General features: G+C 37.0%; 17 protein-coding genes. 8 read left to right on the top strand and 9 right to left on the bottom strand.

Translation table 11 applies throughout. From position 1 onward, the window contains the following. Window positions 1-223: 223 nt before the first annotated feature. The gene (gene gcvT, locus CIK00_RS03975) at window positions 224-1,345 is read left to right on the top strand and encodes a glycine cleavage system aminomethyltransferase GcvT (protein ID WP_101767643.1); all 1,122 of its coding nucleotides are present in this window, start codon (window positions 224-226) and stop codon (window positions 1,343-1,345) included. Window positions 1,346-1,426: 81 nt separating this feature from the next. Here the strand turns inward: gcvT and CIK00_RS21260 are convergent, their stop codons facing one another. The 3 genes from CIK00_RS21260 to tyrS form a co-directional block, all read right to left on the bottom strand. After that, window positions 1,427-1,600: a hypothetical protein gene (locus tag CIK00_RS21260; RefSeq protein ID WP_167388511.1), complete on the bottom strand. Its 174-nt coding sequence runs from the start codon at window positions 1,598-1,600 to the stop codon at window positions 1,427-1,429. 316 nt (window positions 1,601-1,916) lie between these two features. After that, window positions 1,917-3,029 carry a M20/M25/M40 family metallo-hydrolase gene (locus CIK00_RS03980; RefSeq protein ID WP_101767644.1) on the bottom strand — a complete coding sequence of 371 codons (1,113 nt, stop codon included), beginning with the start codon at window positions 3,027-3,029 and terminating at the stop codon, window positions 1,917-1,919. Window positions 3,030-3,321: 292 nt separating this feature from the next. Next, window positions 3,322-4,596: a tyrosine--tRNA ligase gene (gene tyrS / locus CIK00_RS03985; protein WP_101767645.1), complete on the bottom strand. Its 1,275-nt coding sequence runs from the start codon at window positions 4,594-4,596 to the stop codon at window positions 3,322-3,324. A 1,370-nt stretch (window positions 4,597-5,966) separates the two neighbouring features. On the opposite strand from tyrS, the gene CIK00_RS03995 reads away from it, so the two are divergent. Both CIK00_RS03995 and CIK00_RS04000 read left to right on the top strand, forming a co-directional pair. After that, window positions 5,967-6,674 carry an FCD domain-containing protein gene (locus tag CIK00_RS03995; protein WP_101767647.1) on the top strand — a complete coding sequence of 236 codons (708 nt, stop codon included), beginning with the start codon at window positions 5,967-5,969 and terminating at the stop codon, window positions 6,672-6,674. 152 nt (window positions 6,675-6,826) lie between these two features. Continuing rightward, entirely contained in the window at window positions 6,827-8,005 is a 1,179-nt protein-coding gene (locus CIK00_RS04000; RefSeq protein ID WP_101767648.1) for an amino acid aminotransferase, read from the top strand. 78 nt (window positions 8,006-8,083) lie between these two features. Here CIK00_RS04000 and CIK00_RS04005 read toward each other — a convergent pair whose 3' ends face one another. After that, window positions 8,084-8,464, bottom strand: a complete 381-nt coding sequence (locus tag CIK00_RS04005; protein ID WP_101767649.1) for a PH domain-containing protein — start codon at window positions 8,462-8,464, stop codon at window positions 8,084-8,086. A gap of 176 nt (window positions 8,465-8,640) precedes the next feature. Here CIK00_RS04005 and CIK00_RS04010 point away from each other — a divergent pair, with 176 nt between their 5' ends. The 3 genes from CIK00_RS04010 (at window position 8,641) to CIK00_RS04020 (ending at window position 12,352) form a co-directional block, all read left to right on the top strand. Continuing rightward, a complete protein-coding gene (locus CIK00_RS04010) occupies window positions 8,641-9,561 on the top strand; it encodes a LysR family transcriptional regulator (RefSeq protein ID WP_101767829.1) in 921 nt (306 codons plus the stop codon). A gap of 204 nt (window positions 9,562-9,765) precedes the next feature. Then, window positions 9,766-10,875, top strand: a complete 1,110-nt coding sequence (locus CIK00_RS04015; RefSeq protein ID WP_101767650.1) for an NAD/NADP-dependent octopine/nopaline dehydrogenase family protein — start codon at window positions 9,766-9,768, stop codon at window positions 10,873-10,875. Window positions 10,876-10,945: 70 nt separating this feature from the next. Further along, on the top strand, window positions 10,946-12,352 hold the full coding sequence (locus tag CIK00_RS04020) for a YfcC family protein (protein ID WP_101767651.1): 1,407 nt from the start codon (window positions 10,946-10,948) through the stop codon (window positions 12,350-12,352). A 332-nt stretch (window positions 12,353-12,684) separates the two neighbouring features. Here CIK00_RS04020 and CIK00_RS04025 read toward each other — a convergent pair whose 3' ends face one another. Both CIK00_RS04025 and CIK00_RS04030 read right to left on the bottom strand, forming a co-directional pair. After that, window positions 12,685-13,602 (bottom strand): permease, encoded by a 918-nt coding sequence (locus CIK00_RS04025; RefSeq protein ID WP_101767652.1) that lies wholly within the window; start codon window positions 13,600-13,602, stop codon window positions 12,685-12,687. A 142-nt stretch (window positions 13,603-13,744) separates the two neighbouring features. Continuing rightward, window positions 13,745-14,053 (bottom strand): ArsR/SmtB family transcription factor, encoded by a 309-nt coding sequence (locus CIK00_RS04030; RefSeq protein ID WP_268833467.1) that lies wholly within the window; start codon window positions 14,051-14,053, stop codon window positions 13,745-13,747. A 180-nt stretch (window positions 14,054-14,233) separates the two neighbouring features. Between CIK00_RS04030 and CIK00_RS04035 the strand changes: the two genes are divergently transcribed. Further along, window positions 14,234-15,205 (top strand): nucleoside hydrolase, encoded by a 972-nt coding sequence (locus CIK00_RS04035; protein WP_101767653.1) that lies wholly within the window; start codon window positions 14,234-14,236, stop codon window positions 15,203-15,205. Between the two features lie 75 nt (window positions 15,206-15,280). On the opposite strand, the gene CIK00_RS04040 is transcribed toward CIK00_RS04035, so the two are convergent. Together CIK00_RS04040 and CIK00_RS21605 are read right to left on the bottom strand one after the other, a co-directional pair. Beyond that, on the bottom strand, window positions 15,281-15,814 hold the full coding sequence (locus CIK00_RS04040; RefSeq protein WP_045039825.1) for a class I SAM-dependent methyltransferase: 534 nt from the start codon (window positions 15,812-15,814) through the stop codon (window positions 15,281-15,283). A 115-nt stretch (window positions 15,815-15,929) separates the two neighbouring features. Next, complete coding sequence (locus CIK00_RS21605; protein WP_265576741.1) at window positions 15,930-16,055, bottom strand: hypothetical protein; 126 nt, start codon at window positions 16,053-16,055, stop codon at window positions 15,930-15,932. Window positions 16,056-16,177: 122 nt separating this feature from the next. On the opposite strand from CIK00_RS21605, the gene CIK00_RS04050 reads away from it, so the two are divergent. After that, on the top strand, window positions 16,178-16,663 hold the full coding sequence (locus tag CIK00_RS04050) for a DUF6789 family protein (protein ID WP_144043148.1): 486 nt from the start codon (window positions 16,178-16,180) through the stop codon (window positions 16,661-16,663). A gap of 94 nt (window positions 16,664-16,757) precedes the next feature. On the opposite strand, the gene CIK00_RS04055 is transcribed toward CIK00_RS04050, so the two are convergent. Further along, the gene (locus tag CIK00_RS04055) at window positions 16,758-17,327 is read right to left on the bottom strand and encodes a cytochrome b/b6 domain-containing protein (RefSeq protein WP_167388512.1); all 570 of its coding nucleotides are present in this window, start codon (window positions 17,325-17,327) and stop codon (window positions 16,758-16,760) included. Window positions 17,328-17,593: the final 266 nt, after the last annotated feature.

Below are 17,593 nucleotides of genomic sequence, written 5' to 3' on the forward strand. Positions count from 1 at the left end.
TTGAGACGTTATGTTAATTAATATTGCGATTATTTATTTTTAAAGCATGAATGTTATTACATTGGGTTAAATTCTACGTAAGCGTTTGCTTGTTGTCATAGCTATTTAACAATATTGCGGATCTGATCAAGATATCAGTCTTTGGCTTTTCCGTTCCTATAGCGCTTTTGGTAGGGTAAAACAATCATTGGATAACCTTTGTTGCTACTGGGAGTAGATCATCATGTCTCAACATTTATTACAGACCCCGTTGTATTCTATGCATGTCAATATGGGCGCTAAAATGGTGCCATTTGCTGGTTATGAAATGCCGGTTCAATATGCATTAGGCGTTAAAAAAGAGCATCTTCATTGTCGTAATGCAGTGGGATTATTTGATGTTTCTCATATGGGACAACTGCGGTTACATGGCGAAAATGCAGCTAAAATGCTTGAAACATTAGTACCTGTCGATATTGTCGATTTACCTAAAGGAAAACAGCGTTATGCTTTTTTTACCAATGACATGGGGGGTATTAAAGATGATTTAATGGTGACAAATTTCGGGGATCATCTGTTTGTTGTGGTTAATGCCGCTTGTAAAATGGAGGATATTGATCACTTACAGGCTCATTTATTGGCAGATGTTGAACTTGAAGTCATACACGATCGAGCATTGTTAGCACTTCAAGGACCTAAAGCGGTTGATGTATTGGCTCAATTAAATCCTCAGGTACGTAACATGGTATTTATGGATGCGGTTTGTATCGAACTGTTAGGTCAGGAATGTTATGTCAGTCGTTCAGGTTATACGGGTGAAGATGGTTTTGAAATTTCAGTGCCAAATTCACATGCGGTAGCATTAGCAACCATATTACTTGACGATAAAAATGTTGAATGGATAGGGTTAGGGGCGCGTGATTCACTGCGTTTAGAATGTGGACTCTGTTTATATGGTCATGATCTTGATAATACTACCACACCCGTTGAGGCGAGTTTATTATGGGGAATAAGTAAAAGTCGTCGTGCTGATGGTGATCGTACGGGGGGGTTTATTGGTGCTGATATTATTTTAGATCAGATAGAAACTAAAAAGATAAGTCGTAAGCGAGTAGGTTTGGTTGGACAAACTAAAGCACCTGTACGAGAAGGCTGTCTATTATTTGATAGTAATAATAATCAAGTAGGGGTTGTAACCAGTGGAACTTTTGGACCATCAATAGCGATGCCTGTAGCGATGGGTTATGTTGCTACAATGTATAGCGAGCTTAATACGGTTTTATTTGCAGAAGTCCGCGGAAAAAGATTACCAATGACGGTGACGAAAATGCCTTTTGTTGCTCAACACTATTTTCGTGGTAAATAAGCATTTTTATTGAGGCGTATATATGTAGTGGCTTGATGAGCTTGTACGCCTCATTATTGAATGGACTTTTTCATGATATTTTTATAATTTATTAGTATTATTCATATCTTTATAAACAGATTTAAACAGTAGTTGAAACCCTTCTTTTGTGAGTTCATTTGCTTCTATTTGTGCGGCTGTTAAGCGTTGATAACACCCAGATAATACTTTAATAAATAGATCTTTTTCTTTAGGTGTAAGCTTTTTAATATCCATCGTTAAATCTTCTATTTAGGGTATTGCAATTTATATCTAAAATATTTTTTATGGTAACTATAAAATTTATCTATAGTATTTTATTATTCAACAAGTGTAATAATAAAATAGGCTTTCAGAGTATATGCTATTTAAATCTATTCTGATAGAGGGTTATTTATGCAGTATGATAAAGTTAATTGTTAATAATATTAATTTGTTATTTAGCTTAATAAGTATATTTATAAATACAATGTCTCGCTTATTGTTAAAATTAATAAAAACAAGTAAGACATTGTTGTTGTTTTGTTTGATATTGTTATATTTGCAGTAAATATTAGTTATTGCTGCATAAATAAGTGTACATGAACTCGGTGATTTTTGTCATGTCATCAACAGTAATAAATTCTTCCGTTGTATGAACTTTACTCATACCTGTTGATAAATTGACTGTTTTTAAACCTTTACCATTAAACACATTGGCATCACTACCACCACCTGTTGATTTGGTAAACGGTGTTAAGCCATTAACATTAAACGCCGCCATGATACTTTGTACGTGGGGATCATTGTCTTCAATGTGGTAAGCATTGTAAGAACGGTTTGATTCAATCTTAATACTCGCACCATGTTTTGCGGCTGCGTGTTCAAATGTCTCAATCATATGTGCGGTTTGGCGTTCAAGCTTGGTGTCATTTAAAGAACGGGCTTCTGCTGCAAGATAAAGTGACGGCATCACGATATTAGTGACTTGCCCACCTTGAACCACACCGATATTAGCGGTCGTTTCTTCATCAATACGTGATAAACGCATATTAGTAATAGCGTCAGCAGCAACGGTTAACGCATTAATACCGTCTTCTGGTGCTAAACCTGCGTGGGCTGATTTGCCTGTGATTGTAATTCGCAAGCTTTGCTGACCGGGTGCAGTGGTTACGATGGCACCAATGGCACCGCCTGAATCTAATACAATCGCTTTATTTGCGGTGATATAGCTCATATCAAACAGTTTTGAACCTTGTAAACCACCTTCTTCGTGAACGGTAAAAGCAAGCTCAATTGTTTTATGATCACGATTATCTGCTTGAATACAACGTACCGCTTCCATAACGGCAGCAATACCTGATTTATCATCCCCACCTAAAATGGTATCGCCTTTTGAACGAATAATACCATCTTCAATAATAGGTTCGATATCATTCCCCGGATTCACCGTATCCATGTGACAACTAATCGCAATAGTGTCATTAATATTGCCGTCTAAACGTGCATAAATATTAAAACCATTAGAAATAGCTTCTGGTACGGGTAGGCGATGAACGCTAAAACCTAATTCACCTAATTGTTCGGCCAGTGTTTCGGCAATCGCTTTCTCATTGCGTGATTCGCTGTTGATTTTGATCAGTTCAATGAAATGGTTAATAAGGCGTTGTTGATTAATGGTAGACATAATTTTAATTTCAAGTAGTCATTGGATGTTATGACTGTAAACGTAAACAGGCGAGTAGAGCTTGGGGCTAAATCAAATTAAATGAGGATTTATTAATAAAAATATCAAATTATGCAGGGTGAGTCTTATTTTTCGAAGGTTGAGGTATAAGGTTAAGAGATACAAGGTTTTGAGATAAGAGGGACGAAGTGCGAGACTTTGAGAGGAAGATGATAATAAAAAACCACCGTTATTATAGTAACGGTGGTTTTTAGTGCTATCTATAAGCTAGATAACAGTTATCAGTTTAGGATTAACCCCAAACGATAAGGCTGTAGTTTTTCTTACCACGACGGATAAGTGTATAACGACCAAACAGCTTGTCAGTATCTTGGAATGCGTAGTAAGCATCACCTACTTTTTCGCCATTAATCATGATAGCGTTTGATGTAATGTGTGTTCTAGCTTGGCTACGAGATGTGGCAAGTTCAGCGTTAACAAGTACTTGCTGAAGATCATCTTCACCAGATGCAGCCGCTGTTGGCATGCCATCTTGTGCTAGTTGTGCAAAATCAGACTCTGATAAATGCTCAAGGTCATTTTCAAATAGGCAGCGTGTAATATTTTGTGCTGCTTCTAATTGTGCTTGACCGTGTACTAGTGCCGTTGCTTTTTCTGCAAGAACACGTTGTGCTTGAGGTGCTTTGCCGCTATTACGATCAGCTTCTTCGATCTGTTGAATTTCTTCTTCAGAAAGGAAAGTAAAGAAACGTAGGAAACGGTATACGTCAGCATCAGCCGTGTTCATCCAGAATTGGTAGAACTTGTATGGGCTCGTTTTGCTTGGGTCTAACCAAACAGCGCCGCCTTCAGTTTTACCAAACTTAGTACCATCAGATTTTGTGATTAGCGGTACAGTCATACCGAACACTTGCTGTTGGTTCATACGACGAGTTAGGTCGATACCTGCTGTGATGTTACCCCATTGGTCAGAACCACCAATTTGAAGTTCCATGCCCATTTCTTTGTTCATGCTTGCAAAGTCATAAGACTGTAATAAGCTGTAAGCGAACTCAGTAAAAGAGATACCTACTTCGTCACGGTTAATACGTTGCTTAACAGACTCTTTGCTGATCATTTGGTTAACAGAGAAGTGTTTACCAATATCACGTAAGAATGTTAATACATCCATACTACCGAACCAGTCATGGTTGTTTACCATACGAGCAGGGTTAGTTGCAGTGTCAAAATCTAAGAAAGGAGAAACTTGACGTTGGATTTTAGTCACCCAATCAGCAACAATATCTAAAGTGTTAAGTGAACGCTCAGTCGCTTTGAAGCTTGGATCACCAATCATACCAGTAGCGCCACCAACTAAAGCTACTGGATTATGGCCCGCTTCTTGGAAGCGCTTAAGGCAAAGTAGAGGTACCAGATGACCTAGGTGTAAACTATCTGCCGTTGGATCAAAGCCGCAATATAATGTAATCGGACCTTTTGCTAAACGCTCGCTTAAAGCTTCTTCATCCGTAATTTGAGCGATCAGACCGCGATCTTTAAGCTCTTGAATTAAATTCAAATGATTCATGTATTCTCCAATAATCATTTTATTTACGTTTAATTAATAGGTACGGCATTATTCAATGTCAGTATCTGGTTTATTATGATTTGTAGACTAATAAATTCTACCACAAATAACGCCATGTTATTTGTTGCCATATTATATTCAATTTAATGTTGTTTACCACGGAAGTTTTTTAAGGGTAAACACACGAAATGGTATGGCTAGGATTATTAAGAAAATTTCTGCGGTATCTAAAGCAGGGATAAAGCCATTAGGATACACAAGCGTGAAAACTAAGAGTGGCAACTAACACCGTACAGCAGTCGTTAATCTGTCTACTGTATTTTTACCACGTTTAAAGAGGCTTGCCAATGAATCAAATAAGCCTAATGAAACATATAGATAGGAGGGGTATACCATTATGGATAAGAAACCACCAATTAGATGATTAATGTTATTTTTTTGAGGGTTAACTTGTGTTTTTATGATGCGTTATTCCAACATTTTTACCGTGTAATGCAACATGTTAAAAATAATTGTTGCAACAGCGTGGTTGTGAAATTTATCGTAAGACATAGAATTTTGTTCTATTTTGCACGTTAATATGAAAGCGATATACGCTCATTAAAGCTCAAATCACGACATCTATCTCTTAAATTAACGTACTGGGTCAGGTTAAAAAACAACCCATAGATCATCTGTCGTTTATCAATGATCACAACATCATTGTTACGATAGCATTCGTCCAGTGTTTCGTCTTCCTTATAAAAGGATAAATATTAACGTATTAAGTAAGTGATGATAATCATCATCATACTTGCGATAAATGCAGTAATCGCTGCGATGAAAAGCGTAACAGCAGGCGATAAAATGTAGAGTGAAATATAATGACTATTAGAATCACTAATAATATTCAGAGCATAAGGAATTATTGTAGAAAAACCTATACAGGTTATCCATGCAAAAAATAATATCCATGCAGAATATGATCTAATCATTGTGAGAGCATTTTTATGAAAACATTCATATTGTTTAATAATATAATGCAGTCCAAATAGAGGGACTAATGCCCACAAGATGATTGCTAAGCTAAATATACCGCGCTGGCTATGCCAATTAAATAGAATAAGATTAAGAATAAAGATACTAAAAATAGAATAAGCACGATAAGTCATAAATAAGCGTTAAGTTAGACATCAATGTTGAGTATTATATTTTCTCTTTGGCAGAAATAACGCTATATCACTCATAAAAAAGCATAAAAGAAACGATTTTTAAAGATTGTGGGCATAAATATAATATCGACAGTATTTATATCTATATACAGTAGATTAATATACCTTTGTGGTATTAAGCTGTATTTTATGTGATGAGATAAAGATTAACTAATTGATATGAATAAAGATAATTTTACAACCATAAGTGATAGAGTCATGTATCAAATTCGGCATGACATTTTATGTGGTGAATTTGAGGCAGGGCAGAAGCTTATTCTACATGAGTTAAAAGAACGCTATCAAGTTGGCGGTACACCATTGAGAGAGGCGATGGTGCAATTGTCGTGGCAAAAATACGTCACAATGAAGCCACAAAAAGGTTTTTGGGTTGCAAAAGTATCGCTTGATGAATTACGCGGAATTTTAAAAACACGATTAGCGTTAGGGCATGCGGCATTGCAAGATGCGATCAAAAAAGGTGATGAAGTTTGGGAATTACAGATCCTCACTGCTTTTCATAAACTTAATCGCTTAAATCCAGAATCTGCATTATTTGATTATGACATATGGGAATTACGCCATAAAGAATTTCATTTATCGTTAATTTCGTGCGAAGGATCTGAATTTATTCGAGATATGATTTCACATATTTATGATCAGCAAGAACGTTATCGTCACTTCTTATTGAATACCCGTTTATCGCCAGAAAAACAGTACCATGATAATGGAGAGCATGAAGCACTAATGAAAGCAGTGTTAGCACGTAATGCTGAATTAGCGTGTCAGTTATTAGAAGAACACAGTGAACGTTTATATTCTTTACTTGAAGCGGCACCATCGTTAAAAGCGTTACTGCATTTACCGAATGATAAAACGCTTTGGTAATCATGGCTACTCATTGATTAAGTTATATGGATTAGCTTAATCAATTCCTTACCTTTCAATAATAATTAAAGTGTGTGATGCTATTTTTCTAATGACGCCATGAAGTTGAAGTGCTAATTTAAATTCATGCTTTTATAAACGGAATTTGCTTAATGTTTTCACAACTTTCTCCTGCACAACCTGATCCAATATTGTCATTATCGTTAATTTATAATACCGATCAGCGTGATCATAAGATGGATCTTGGTATTGGTGTTTACCGCAATAATCACGGTCAAACACCGATTATGGCCGCAATTTCTCAAGCAGAACACCGCTTACTTCAAACTCAGACGACAAAATCTTATGTTGGTCTTGCGGGGAGTGAAGTTTTTAATCAATGCATGATTGATCTGTTATTAGCGGATACTTCTGCTCATAGCCGTGCTGCGGGGGTTCAAACCCCTGGTGGTAGTGGCGCATTACGTATGCTGGCTGATCTGATGCATGTTGCTAATGCAAATACTACCGTGTGGTTAACTGATTTAAGTTATGTTAACCATCGACCTGTAATGGAAGCGGCAGGATTAAAGGTTAAATATTATCCTTATTTTGATCGTGATACGAAACAAGTAAATACCGATGCAATGTTATCAGCTTTAGTACAAGCAGGGGTTAATGATGTGGTATTACTGCATGGTTGTTGTCATAACCCGACGGGTGCTGATATTAGTTTTGAAGCGTGGCAAGCGATCACCGCATTAGCAAATAAGAATGGCTTTATGCCGTTTGTTGATATGGCATATATTGGTTTTGGTGATGGGCTTGAGCAAGATGGCGCGGGCTTGAAGTTCATGGCTGATAACATTGAAGAAATGATGATCGCCACTTCGTGCTCTAAGAACTTTGGATTATATCGAGAGCGTACTGGTGCCGCATTGTTGGTGGGTGATACGTTGCCAAATGCGCAAAAAGCCAAAGGTCGGATTTTAACGCTAGCACGAGCGAGTTACACCATGCCACCTGATCACGGTGCAGCATTAGTGGCTGATATATTAACAGATAGCGTGTTAACGGCGGTGTGGAAACAAGAATTGGTTATGATGCAACAACGTATTATTGGATTACGTCAGAGTTTAGTGAACACCTTAGCGGCTAAGGGTTGCGATCAATTTAGTTTTATTGCTGATCATAAAGGTATGTTTTCTATGACAGGTTTATCGCCTGAGAAAATTATGCGTTTACGTGATGAATTTGCTATTTATGTGGTGGGTGATGGTCGTATTAATGTTGCAGGGCTACAAGAACAACAAATAGATGCTTTAGCGACTGCATTAATGACGGTTGCTTAGTAATGTTATAGTAAATATATCAGTCATAACAGAAGGGCGCATAATATTGCGCCCTTTGTTTTTATCCCCAATAAAGGTTTATTTACCTGCAATTTTAGCGGCTAATAGACCTTGTAAGGCATAAACATTGGTTGAACCGTTAAATTCAAGTGTCATTGGCTCATGTTGGCCTGAAATCCACAGTTTTAATTCTGCATCTAAATCAAAATGACCTGTTGTCTCAACTGTGTACATAGTAATTGATTTATAAGGTATTGAGCGGTATTCCACTTTTCTTCCTGTCATACCTTGTTTATCAATCAAAATTAAACGACGATCGGTTAAAATAATCATATCTCGAACAAGTTTATAAGCTAATTCGATGTGCTCACCTTGACCAAGAATCGTTGATAATTCTTCAGTTGCATCTGCAAGATCCATCTCGCCAGCATTACCTAAGATAGCATTAAAAAATCCCATGAATGATTCCTTTTAAAATAACAAAATAAGCACTAATTTATGTGGCTAGAGTGTAATCGAATTGCGTTTTTTATACTAGTCACGATTTGAATCGCCAGTTTGCTTTACACCTCAATGTTTTTATTAACAATAATGTTTATTATGATGTACTGTTATTTATATGTGTTTCAATGCTTATGAAGTTATCTTATCTACATGCTTTTCGTGCTGTTGTTGAATGTCAAACTGTTACTGCAGCGGCAGAGTTATTGAATATTAGTCAACCGGCGGTAAGCCGTTTATTATCCAGTTTAGAAGAACAATTAAAATTTAAGTTGTTTATTCGTCAACGTAGTCGACTGATATTAAGTGAGGAAGGTCAAGCTTTTTATTTAGAGGTCGCCAAAGTTTTGGATGCTGTGAATGGGTTAGATAGCGCAGCTGAAGCAATTCGAACTCATCATTTAGGATCATTAACAATTGCGGCTATGCCTGTTCTTTCTCATGCTTTTTTACCTCGTATATTAGCCAATTTTTTACAACATAATTGTCAAACTAAAATTGGTCTAAAGACTTTTCGTTCTGAAGATGTTGTGCGCCAAATTCAAGCACAAACGACAGATATTGGGTTTGCATTTACGACTGAAAATATTGCAGGGGTCAATAGCCAGACGGTGACATGTGAGTGTGTTGCATTAATTCCTGCATCTTCACCATTAGCATGTAAGACAATAATCTCAGTGACAGATCTCAGTAATGAATGTGTGATACGGCATGAAAAAGACATGATTCAGCGCTGTATTGATAATTTATTACGCCGTCACGACATTAAGATGAATAAACAAATTGAGGTCTCATTAGCCAGTACTGCTGCTGCTCTAGTGGCTGAAGGGGTGGGGATCGCCATTACTGATCCATTTACTGCATATTTAGCCAATGAAAGACGTGATGTCGTGATGCGTCCATTAGCCTTTAATTTACCGTTTGAGTTTACTATTTTGTATCCAGGGTTAAGACCGATCCACCGTCATGCTGAACGGTTTATTGAACAGTTTATGTTAACCGCCGATAAGATGGATATTTATCTAAAAATAGGGCCTATGCATAGCTTGTTATAATGCTAAAGAGGAACAGATCACATTACAGTGATGATCATGATTTTGATGGCCGTTAGTGTAACTTTTTGTATTTAATATATTTATATTGTTTTTCTGGTTAGGTTATAACCTAAAGACATAGCCTGTTTAGGTTATAGTATTATTTTTTGTTCGCCATTTTTCTTAATGTGATTTTGTCTTATAACATCATCTTAAGGAATAATTATGACAACGCGTGTTTCTATTATTGGATCAGGTAACGCAGGGCTGACAGCAGCATATCATCTGACATTACAAGGTGCAGAGGTGTGTTTATATGGCGCAAAAGGATTTGATCAACCACTCGCAGACATAGAAGCACAAGGTGGGATCACGGCATTAGCCTCTTGTAATGACGTTGAATTATCTTTTGCAGGCTTTCAAGCTATTGATACGATCACTCGTGACTTAAAAAAAGCAGTTGATTACGCTGATATATTGATTTTACCTGTGCCTTCTTTTGCTCAAGAACCTTTGTTTCGCTCAATGTTACCGCATTTAAAAAGCGGACAGTTAATCATGTTAATGCCGGGTAATTATGGGTCATTGGTGTTAAATAAAATTAAGTGTGATGAAGGCTATCAAGATGTCGACATTACCTTCGTTGATGCGATTTCTATTCCATGGGCGACACGTATTGTTGGTCCTGCTGAGTTGGCTATTTTAGGTATGAAAACGCACCTTCCTGTTGCGGCTTTTCCGGGCTGTCGCACACAAGCTGCAATTACTCGTTTACAACCATTGATGCCATTACCATTAACAGCTTTAGACAATGTAATTATGGCGGGATTAGAAAATATTAACTTTGGCGGCCATCCATTGCTTACTACTTTAAGTATGGGGCTACTGGAAAACTTTGACGGCCAATTTAACTATTACAAAGACTGCTGTTCAGTATCTACGGCGCGCGCTGCCGCGGTAATGGAAGCTGAGCGATTAGCCATTGGTCAAGCATTGGGCTTGAATTTAAAGACTGAATTAGAGGCGATGAATGCGCTATATGACATGGAGTGTAAAACAGTTTACGACGTTAATCGTACCTCAGAAACGCATGGTAAGTTAAACAGTGCACCTAATTCTTCAAGTAACCGTTATATCACTGAAGATGCCGCTTACTTATTGGTTCCATGTTATGAATTTGCGCAATTAACAGGCGTTGAAACACCGATTATTACCGCTTGTTTACATATTGATAATGCCTATAACAATGCTGATTATTTTAAAGATGGTCGTACATTAAAGCAAATGGGGCTCGATGGAATGCTAACTGCTGACATGATGGCTTTCGTTGCATAACAAGAAGATGGCCTAACCATCTCTAAATGGGACGCTGGGAATAGCGTCCCAATAATTTAAGGATATCTGTATGAAAACGCTTAAATTTCCTTCAGCCTACACAATTTTAATGTTACTTACCGTCTTAATGGCTGCATTAACATGGTTGATCCCTGCGGGTCAGTATCAAATGGTGAATAATGAAACCTTGGGTAAGATGGTGCCGTTGGTTGGTTCTTACCAAACCGTTGACGCAAATCCTCAAGGCTTTCTTGATATATTAATGGCACCGATTCAAGGGTTTTATGATCCGGCCAATTATATGGCGCGAGCGGTTGATGTCGCTTTATTTGTACTTGTGATTGGCGGTTATCTTGCTGTGGTTACTCAAACGGGTGCAATTGATGCGGGTATTGCGAAAACCATGGCACGCTTAGGGGGCAAAGAGCGTTGGATGATCCCTATTTTAATGGGGTTATTTGCGCTAGGTGGCACTGTATATGGTATGGCGGAAGAGACAATTCCATTTTATGCCTTACTGATTCCCGTGATGATTGCTGCGGGTTATGATTCCATTGTGGGGGTTGCGATTATTATGGTGGGTGCCGGAATTGGGTGTTTAGGCTCTACCATTAACCCTTTTGCTACGGTGATTGCCTCTAATGCTGCTGAAATTAACTTTGTTGATGGTATCTGGCTACGACTGGCTATTCTCATTATTGGCTGGCTTGCATGTGTGATTTATGTGATGCGTTATGCTGATAAAGTAAAACGCGATCCATCGCAATCTTTAGTTGCAGAGCAAGGTGAAGCGAATAGAGAATACTTTTTACATGGTCGTGGTGAAAGCGCACCAGAACTCACCTTAACCCGTAAAATTGTATTAACTATTTTTGGATTAACCTTTGCGATTATGATGTGGGGTGTTGCATCCCAAGGCTGGTGGATGGCTGAGCTTTCTGCATTATTTATTGGTTCAAGTATTGTTGCAGGTTTAGTGGGTAAATTATCTGAAGTTGAAATCACCGATAGCTTTATTAATGGTGCGCGAGATTTATTAGGTGTCGCGTTAATTATTGCTATTGCTCGTGGGTTAGTGGTAGTGATGGACGACGGTAATATCACTCATACTATTTTAAATTTCGCGGAAGGATTATTAGTTGGTTTGCCACAAATCTTATTTATTAACGCTATTTACTGGATTGAAGCTGTCTTGTGTTTAGTGGTGCCGTCATCTTCAGGATTAGCTGTATTATCGATGCCAATTTTAGCGCCATTGGCTGATTTTGCAGGGGTTGGTCGTGAGTTGGTTGTCACGGCTTTTCAATCTGCTTCTGGTTTGCCTAATTTAGTAACGCCAACATCGGGTGTTGTAATGGGGGGCTTGGCGATTGGGCGTATTGGTTACTCAACATGGTTACGCTTTATTGGACCACTGTTAGGATTCCTAACGGCAATGGTAATGGTGTTGTTAAGTGTAGGCGTGATATTGAGTTAAAGATACTCAAGGTGAGCAACCGTTATTATCAGTCGTTAATCAATTTGAGTGGATGTCTTTAAATAATCCCAAACAAGTTGGTTAACGAGTAAAAGCGGTTGAAGGCAGTGATGCTAATTTATGTAGCGTAGCTCGCAGTGGTTTTTATGGCGCTGGTTTTGTAAATGCTGGTGGGCAATGTACTCAAGTTGTTGGCATTCAATGGTCAAATGGTAACCATTGGACATTCTCAAGTAATCTTGGTCAATATAGTTACCGTTAATACAATATGAACATTAATTAATCAAAACCCTCAGCTATTTACGCTGAGGGATTTTTATTTATTGTGTAAGTTAAAATATAAATTGATACAGATATCCAGCACCGATAGCCATGCCAAGAATTACCACTAAGAATGCGATAATCATTTGATTCTTAAAAATTGATTTAAGTAAGATCACCTCGGTTAAACTTGCGCCCGCACTACCAATGATCAAAGCCATTACCGCGCCTAATCCCATGCCTTTTGCGGCTAATGCAGCACTTAATGGAATAACGGCTTCTGCACGAATATAAAGTGGAATACCAATGATGGCTGCAATAGGGATCGAAAAGGGATTATTTTCATTGGCAACTTTAGCCACAAATTCTGTTGGCATAAAGCCATAAATCATTGAACCTAATGCAATACCACCAATTAAATAGGGTAATACTTTTTTAAAATCAACCCATGTTGTTTGCCAAATTTGAAGCCATTTATTGATTGGTTTTGGTGTCGAATTACAGCTTGATCCACAACATGATGGTTTAGGATCACTATAGGCTTCTGCTTTGATGTATTTTTCAAAACCTAATTTTTCCAGTAAATACCCTGCAATAATAGATACACCCATCGCGATTACAAAGTAAAACACGGTGACTTTTATACCAAATGTTACCGCAAATAAACCAATAATGATGGGATTAAGCAGTGGGCTGGCAAACAAAAACACCATCATGGTGCCAAATCCTGCTTTTGCTCGTAGTAATCCTTTTAAAAATGGAATGGTTGAACATGAACAAAAAGGAGTAATAGCGCCAAGTAAGCCTGCAATGAAATAACCTTTACCATTTTTACCGCTAAGAATGGCTTGAATTTTAGCGGGTGGAATATACACCTGTAATATGCCGACTAGGTAACTAATCGCAAGAAATAGTACGGTAAGTTCAACGGCAAGAAAACCAAACATTTGTAAGGTATTGGTTATCATTTCGGATGTTATTGTAAACATATTTATTCTCTATATTTCTAGTATTGTCGAAATATAAAGGTAAACGAGAGTGTTGTCAAAAATATATTTCTATAATTATGGAAATATATCTATTAAGGAAAGTGTAAAATAATTAAGATATTGAAAATTAAGATTTTATTTACTATTGTTGTTCGTCAATACAACATTCATCTTGTAAAAAACTGATGACACTGGTTAACGCATCATAGTGTGCGACACAAAAGAGTGTACGTCCTTCACGACGTTGAGTGAGTAATCCCGCCGAAGCAAGGCTAGAAATATGGTGGGAAAGGGTTGAGCCTGGAATAGCCAGTTGTTGTTGAATATCCCCGACCGCAATACCTTGGTAGCCTGCTTTAATGACGCGTTTAAAAATAGCTAAACGGGTTGGATGGCCTAATTCTTTAAGGGATTTGGCAATTTGATTAATATCTATTTGATGACACGTCATAGTAAAGCTAACCTTTTATTATGGTATTTATTTCTGTTATTATCGAAATATAACTAACTGTTGTTAAAAAAGAAAGCCATAGTTATTTATCTACAACTATCACAGTAACAATATTGGTAGTCATTTATCCTATCGCATCAATCTGTAGTGGTTAATAAAAAAGAGCGGATAGAATAAATCATGGCAAAGAAAATTATATTAGACACTGATCCTGGTATTGATGATGCAATGGCAATTTTATTTGCTGAAGCACATCCTGATATAGAATTAATGGCACTTACGACTGTTTTCGGTAATGCGACTATTGAGAATGGTACCCGTAATGCGTTGTATCTTAAACAACGATTTAAGATGACGGCAGATATTGCTCAGGGTGCGAGTCAACCGTTAGTTCGTGATCCTGTTGGCCCTACTGAAGTTGTTCATGGCGTCACAGGTTTAGGTGACTTTCATGTGCCTGATGATTTTGTTGGCCACCCAGATCCACGACCAGCGTATCAATATATTATTGATACTGTAAAAGCTTATCCTCACGAAATTACGCTGGTGGCTGTTGGTCCATTAACAAACTTTGCTTTAGCCTTACAAGCAGCACCAGAAATCGCACAATTAGTGGCTCAAGTTGTAATTATGGGGGGCGCATTTGGCGAGAATGATCATCGCGGTAATGTCACACCTTATGCCGAAGCGAATATTCATGACGATCCTCATGCTGCTGATATTGTGTTTTGTGCACCTTGGCCAGTTACTATTATTGGGCTTGATGTGACAGAGGAAAGCTTCTTTAGTGCGCATTATCTAGAACAATTACGCAATGATGCTGCTGATGTGGGTGAGTTTATTTTTGATATCAGCCGTTATTACTTACGTTTCTATTCAGAGAAAGTGGGGCTTAATGGCTGTCATGTACACGATCCATCTGCGATTGCTTATGTGATTAATTCTGCGTTATTTACGACAAGAAAAGGGCCTGTGCGTGTTGTTTGTGACGGGGCAGCGAGCGGTATGACACTTCAGAAACTAGATCAAAGACGTTATCAAACTGATGAATGGTCATCAATGCCAGCCCAAGCCGTGGGTATCAGTGTTGATGCTGCACAACTATTAGATTTATATCGAAAGACAATTATCGATTACGCACATAAATCATAAGATAAAAACGGTGTAAGACATTTTTAAATAAAGGCTATCTATGATTGATAGCCTTTAAATTTATAGGGTGGGATATTACAAATTATTGTTTTTTTCGTAAACAAAAACCGTAGCAGGGGGGAAATTAAGCCATACCTTTTTCATGTTGGTTTGCATCAGCTTATTTTCGCGAAGATTATCTGCACCAAATGGACAACGATTTAAATAAGTATATTGAATCAGTTTGCCACCATGTTCTAAAACGGTACTTATATCATTTAGCGCCTTTGCTTTTGTCTCCGTTGAAAAATTGACAAAAGGGATGCTTGAAATAATCGTTTTAACTTTTTGGTGTTGATGCCTGTCTTTCATAGTAAAAAGATCCGAGACACAAATAGTCTTATCTATTTTTATTAGTGACTTATGAAAAATAGGGTTATTTTCATAAGTGTAAATAGTATCAACCGATTGAATTTCAGCAAGTTTACGAGTGATCACTCCGGAGCCTGCACCTAATTCAATAATAGTATTTTCTGGCGATATATGTGAAATCATCTCTTGAACTAAAAATTGACTGCTTGATATAACAGAACCCGTATTTTTAGGGTTTCTTAAAAATTCAATTATCACTATAGATAGACACCATAAAAAAAAGACAGTGCATAGTTACACTATAAACATGAAAAAGCCGTTAGAAAATGTGATGTTTTGTGAAACAGGCAATGAAATATTTACTACAATTACATTAAATGGGTGAAGTTGGTCTAACTTGAGTCGTTAAATTACCCGCAGTTTGTCGCCAATCAACTGAACCTTTTTTTCTTGCAATAAATCCGTCAACACTGGTAATGATAAAGACAGAACATTTCATTGTTTATTCTCTCAGAGGGTAAGAATATTGATTTTCTCATATTTATTATTGTGGGATTGAGATGCGTAATGACATTTTTATTCTTTTAAACGCATAATTTTGTTGACCTTCTAGTAAGGGGAATGTCTATTCTAGAAAAATATTCAATAACTTCTTTAGGTCACAGTATGTTTAAAGACAACGTAAGTACAAGTAATATCGTAAAAGCACTGATTGGTGGTTTTTTAGGTACATTAGCATTTACTTTAATGGGTAAATTTATTGCGCCGCATCTTATTGGGCATTCAATGAATGTTGCCGCGATTATTGCTCATATGTTAGGAACTTCTGACACTGTTGGCCTGATGATGCACTTCATGGTAGGTACAATTGTATTCCCAATTGGTTATCTATTAATTGGTTATAGTCGTTTACCCGGTTCTGGTTGGTTACGTGGTCTATTATTCTTAATTCCAATTTACCTTGGTGCGATGTTAGTTGTAATGCCAATGGCTGGTAAAGGTATATTCTTCCACAGCATGCCAATGTCAATGGTCGCTTTAATGGGACATATGGTTTACGGTATTATTCTTGGACTTGTTGTTGGTACGCCTAAGAATAACAAATAAGTTAGCATGGTTATTTATGACTAAAAATAAAAAGCTGAGTATTTAAATAACTCAGCTTTTTATTGTTATTATTTGTTGTATTTTTTAATATATTTTAGCCATTAATCATTTTTGTAATTGTATCTTTATTATCACGACCATTAGCAAAAATAACGCCACCAATATGGATTAGCATAAAGCCTAAAATACCCCACCATGATAGTTTATGAAATGTTTTGCATTGTGCGTATAAAATAAAGTCGTGACCTAAGAAGTGAATGACTAATCCTGTTATTACAATACTCGCTAAGAATAAATAGAATGCTATATATAACAACCCTTGAAGACGGTCATGTAAGCTATTCTTTTTAAATGGGTTAGGCATAAAAAGCCCCACTTTTTTAGAATAATATACGCGTAGAAATACGAGTACACCGACGAAATAACCTACAATATAGTGCCATTGGAACATTTCATTACGGATTGATTTAGCTATTGTAATTGCTTGTTGTTGTGTAATGGAAAGACTGTCACTGTTAAATCCAGATTGGATAATAGCAGCTATATGTGTTTTATCCATCCACGTCGAACGTAAAAAAATAGTTAATAAAATAAAAAGAATAGAAAATGCTAATAGCCAGTGAATTAAGCGATGTAGTTTTGGGAAATGAAGTTGCTCAGCCATATAAATAACCAAAAATAAAAACATTATTTTGTCATTATACCATGGCAATAGTGAATTAATCATGCCGATTACAGGTATAGTGACTTGATTATATCGATTTTTAGCATATAAATAGCAAATTATATAAAATCAATTGCTCTTATTGTTGTAATGTCGAGCGTTTTGCGTGCAGATTAATCGTGCAATCGTCGTAAAGAATAAATGTGTTGATAAAAAATATTACTAATTGATAATAGCATATTCAATATGCCACATAAGAATTAACG

It is taken from the genome of Photobacterium carnosum (assembly GCF_002849605.1).
GTDB lineage: Bacteria > Pseudomonadota > Gammaproteobacteria > Enterobacterales > Vibrionaceae > Photobacterium > Photobacterium carnosum.

Bases quoted from the DNA above. Each gene is read 5' to 3' on its own strand.
- CIK00_RS04025 (WP_101767652.1), bottom strand. From the start codon at position 13,602: ATGTTTACAATAACATCCGAAATGATAACCAATACCTTACAAATGTTT.
- CIK00_RS04055 (WP_167388512.1), bottom strand. From the start codon at position 17,327: ATGGCTGAGCAACTTCATTTCCCAAAACTACATCGCTTAATTCACTGG.
- CIK00_RS04050 (WP_144043148.1), top strand. From the start codon at position 16,178: ATGTCTATTCTAGAAAAATATTCAATAACTTCTTTAGGTCACAGTATG.
- CIK00_RS04015 (WP_101767650.1), top strand. From the start codon at position 9,766: ATGACAACGCGTGTTTCTATTATTGGATCAGGTAACGCAGGGCTGACA.
- CIK00_RS04010 (WP_101767829.1), top strand. From the start codon at position 8,641: ATGAAGTTATCTTATCTACATGCTTTTCGTGCTGTTGTTGAATGTCAA.
- CIK00_RS03995 (WP_101767647.1), top strand. From the start codon at position 5,967: ATGAATAAAGATAATTTTACAACCATAAGTGATAGAGTCATGTATCAA.
- tyrS (WP_101767645.1), bottom strand. From the start codon at position 4,596: ATGAATCATTTGAATTTAATTCAAGAGCTTAAAGATCGCGGTCTGATC.
- CIK00_RS21605 (WP_265576741.1), bottom strand. From the start codon at position 16,055: ATGAAATGTTCTGTCTTTATCATTACCAGTGTTGACGGATTTATTGCA.
- CIK00_RS04030 (WP_268833467.1), bottom strand. From the start codon at position 14,053: ATGACGTGTCATCAAATAGATATTAATCAAATTGCCAAATCCCTTAAA.
- gcvT (WP_101767643.1), top strand. From the start codon at position 224: ATGTCTCAACATTTATTACAGACCCCGTTGTATTCTATGCATGTCAAT.
- CIK00_RS04005 (WP_101767649.1), bottom strand. From the start codon at position 8,464: ATGGGATTTTTTAATGCTATCTTAGGTAATGCTGGCGAGATGGATCTT.
- CIK00_RS04020 (WP_101767651.1), top strand. From the start codon at position 10,946: ATGAAAACGCTTAAATTTCCTTCAGCCTACACAATTTTAATGTTACTT.
- CIK00_RS04035 (WP_101767653.1), top strand. From the start codon at position 14,234: ATGGCAAAGAAAATTATATTAGACACTGATCCTGGTATTGATGATGCA.
- CIK00_RS21260 (WP_167388511.1), bottom strand. From the start codon at position 1,600: ATGGATATTAAAAAGCTTACACCTAAAGAAAAAGATCTATTTATTAAA.
- CIK00_RS04000 (WP_101767648.1), top strand. From the start codon at position 6,827: ATGTTTTCACAACTTTCTCCTGCACAACCTGATCCAATATTGTCATTA.
- CIK00_RS03980 (WP_101767644.1), bottom strand. From the start codon at position 3,029: ATGTCTACCATTAATCAACAACGCCTTATTAACCATTTCATTGAACTG.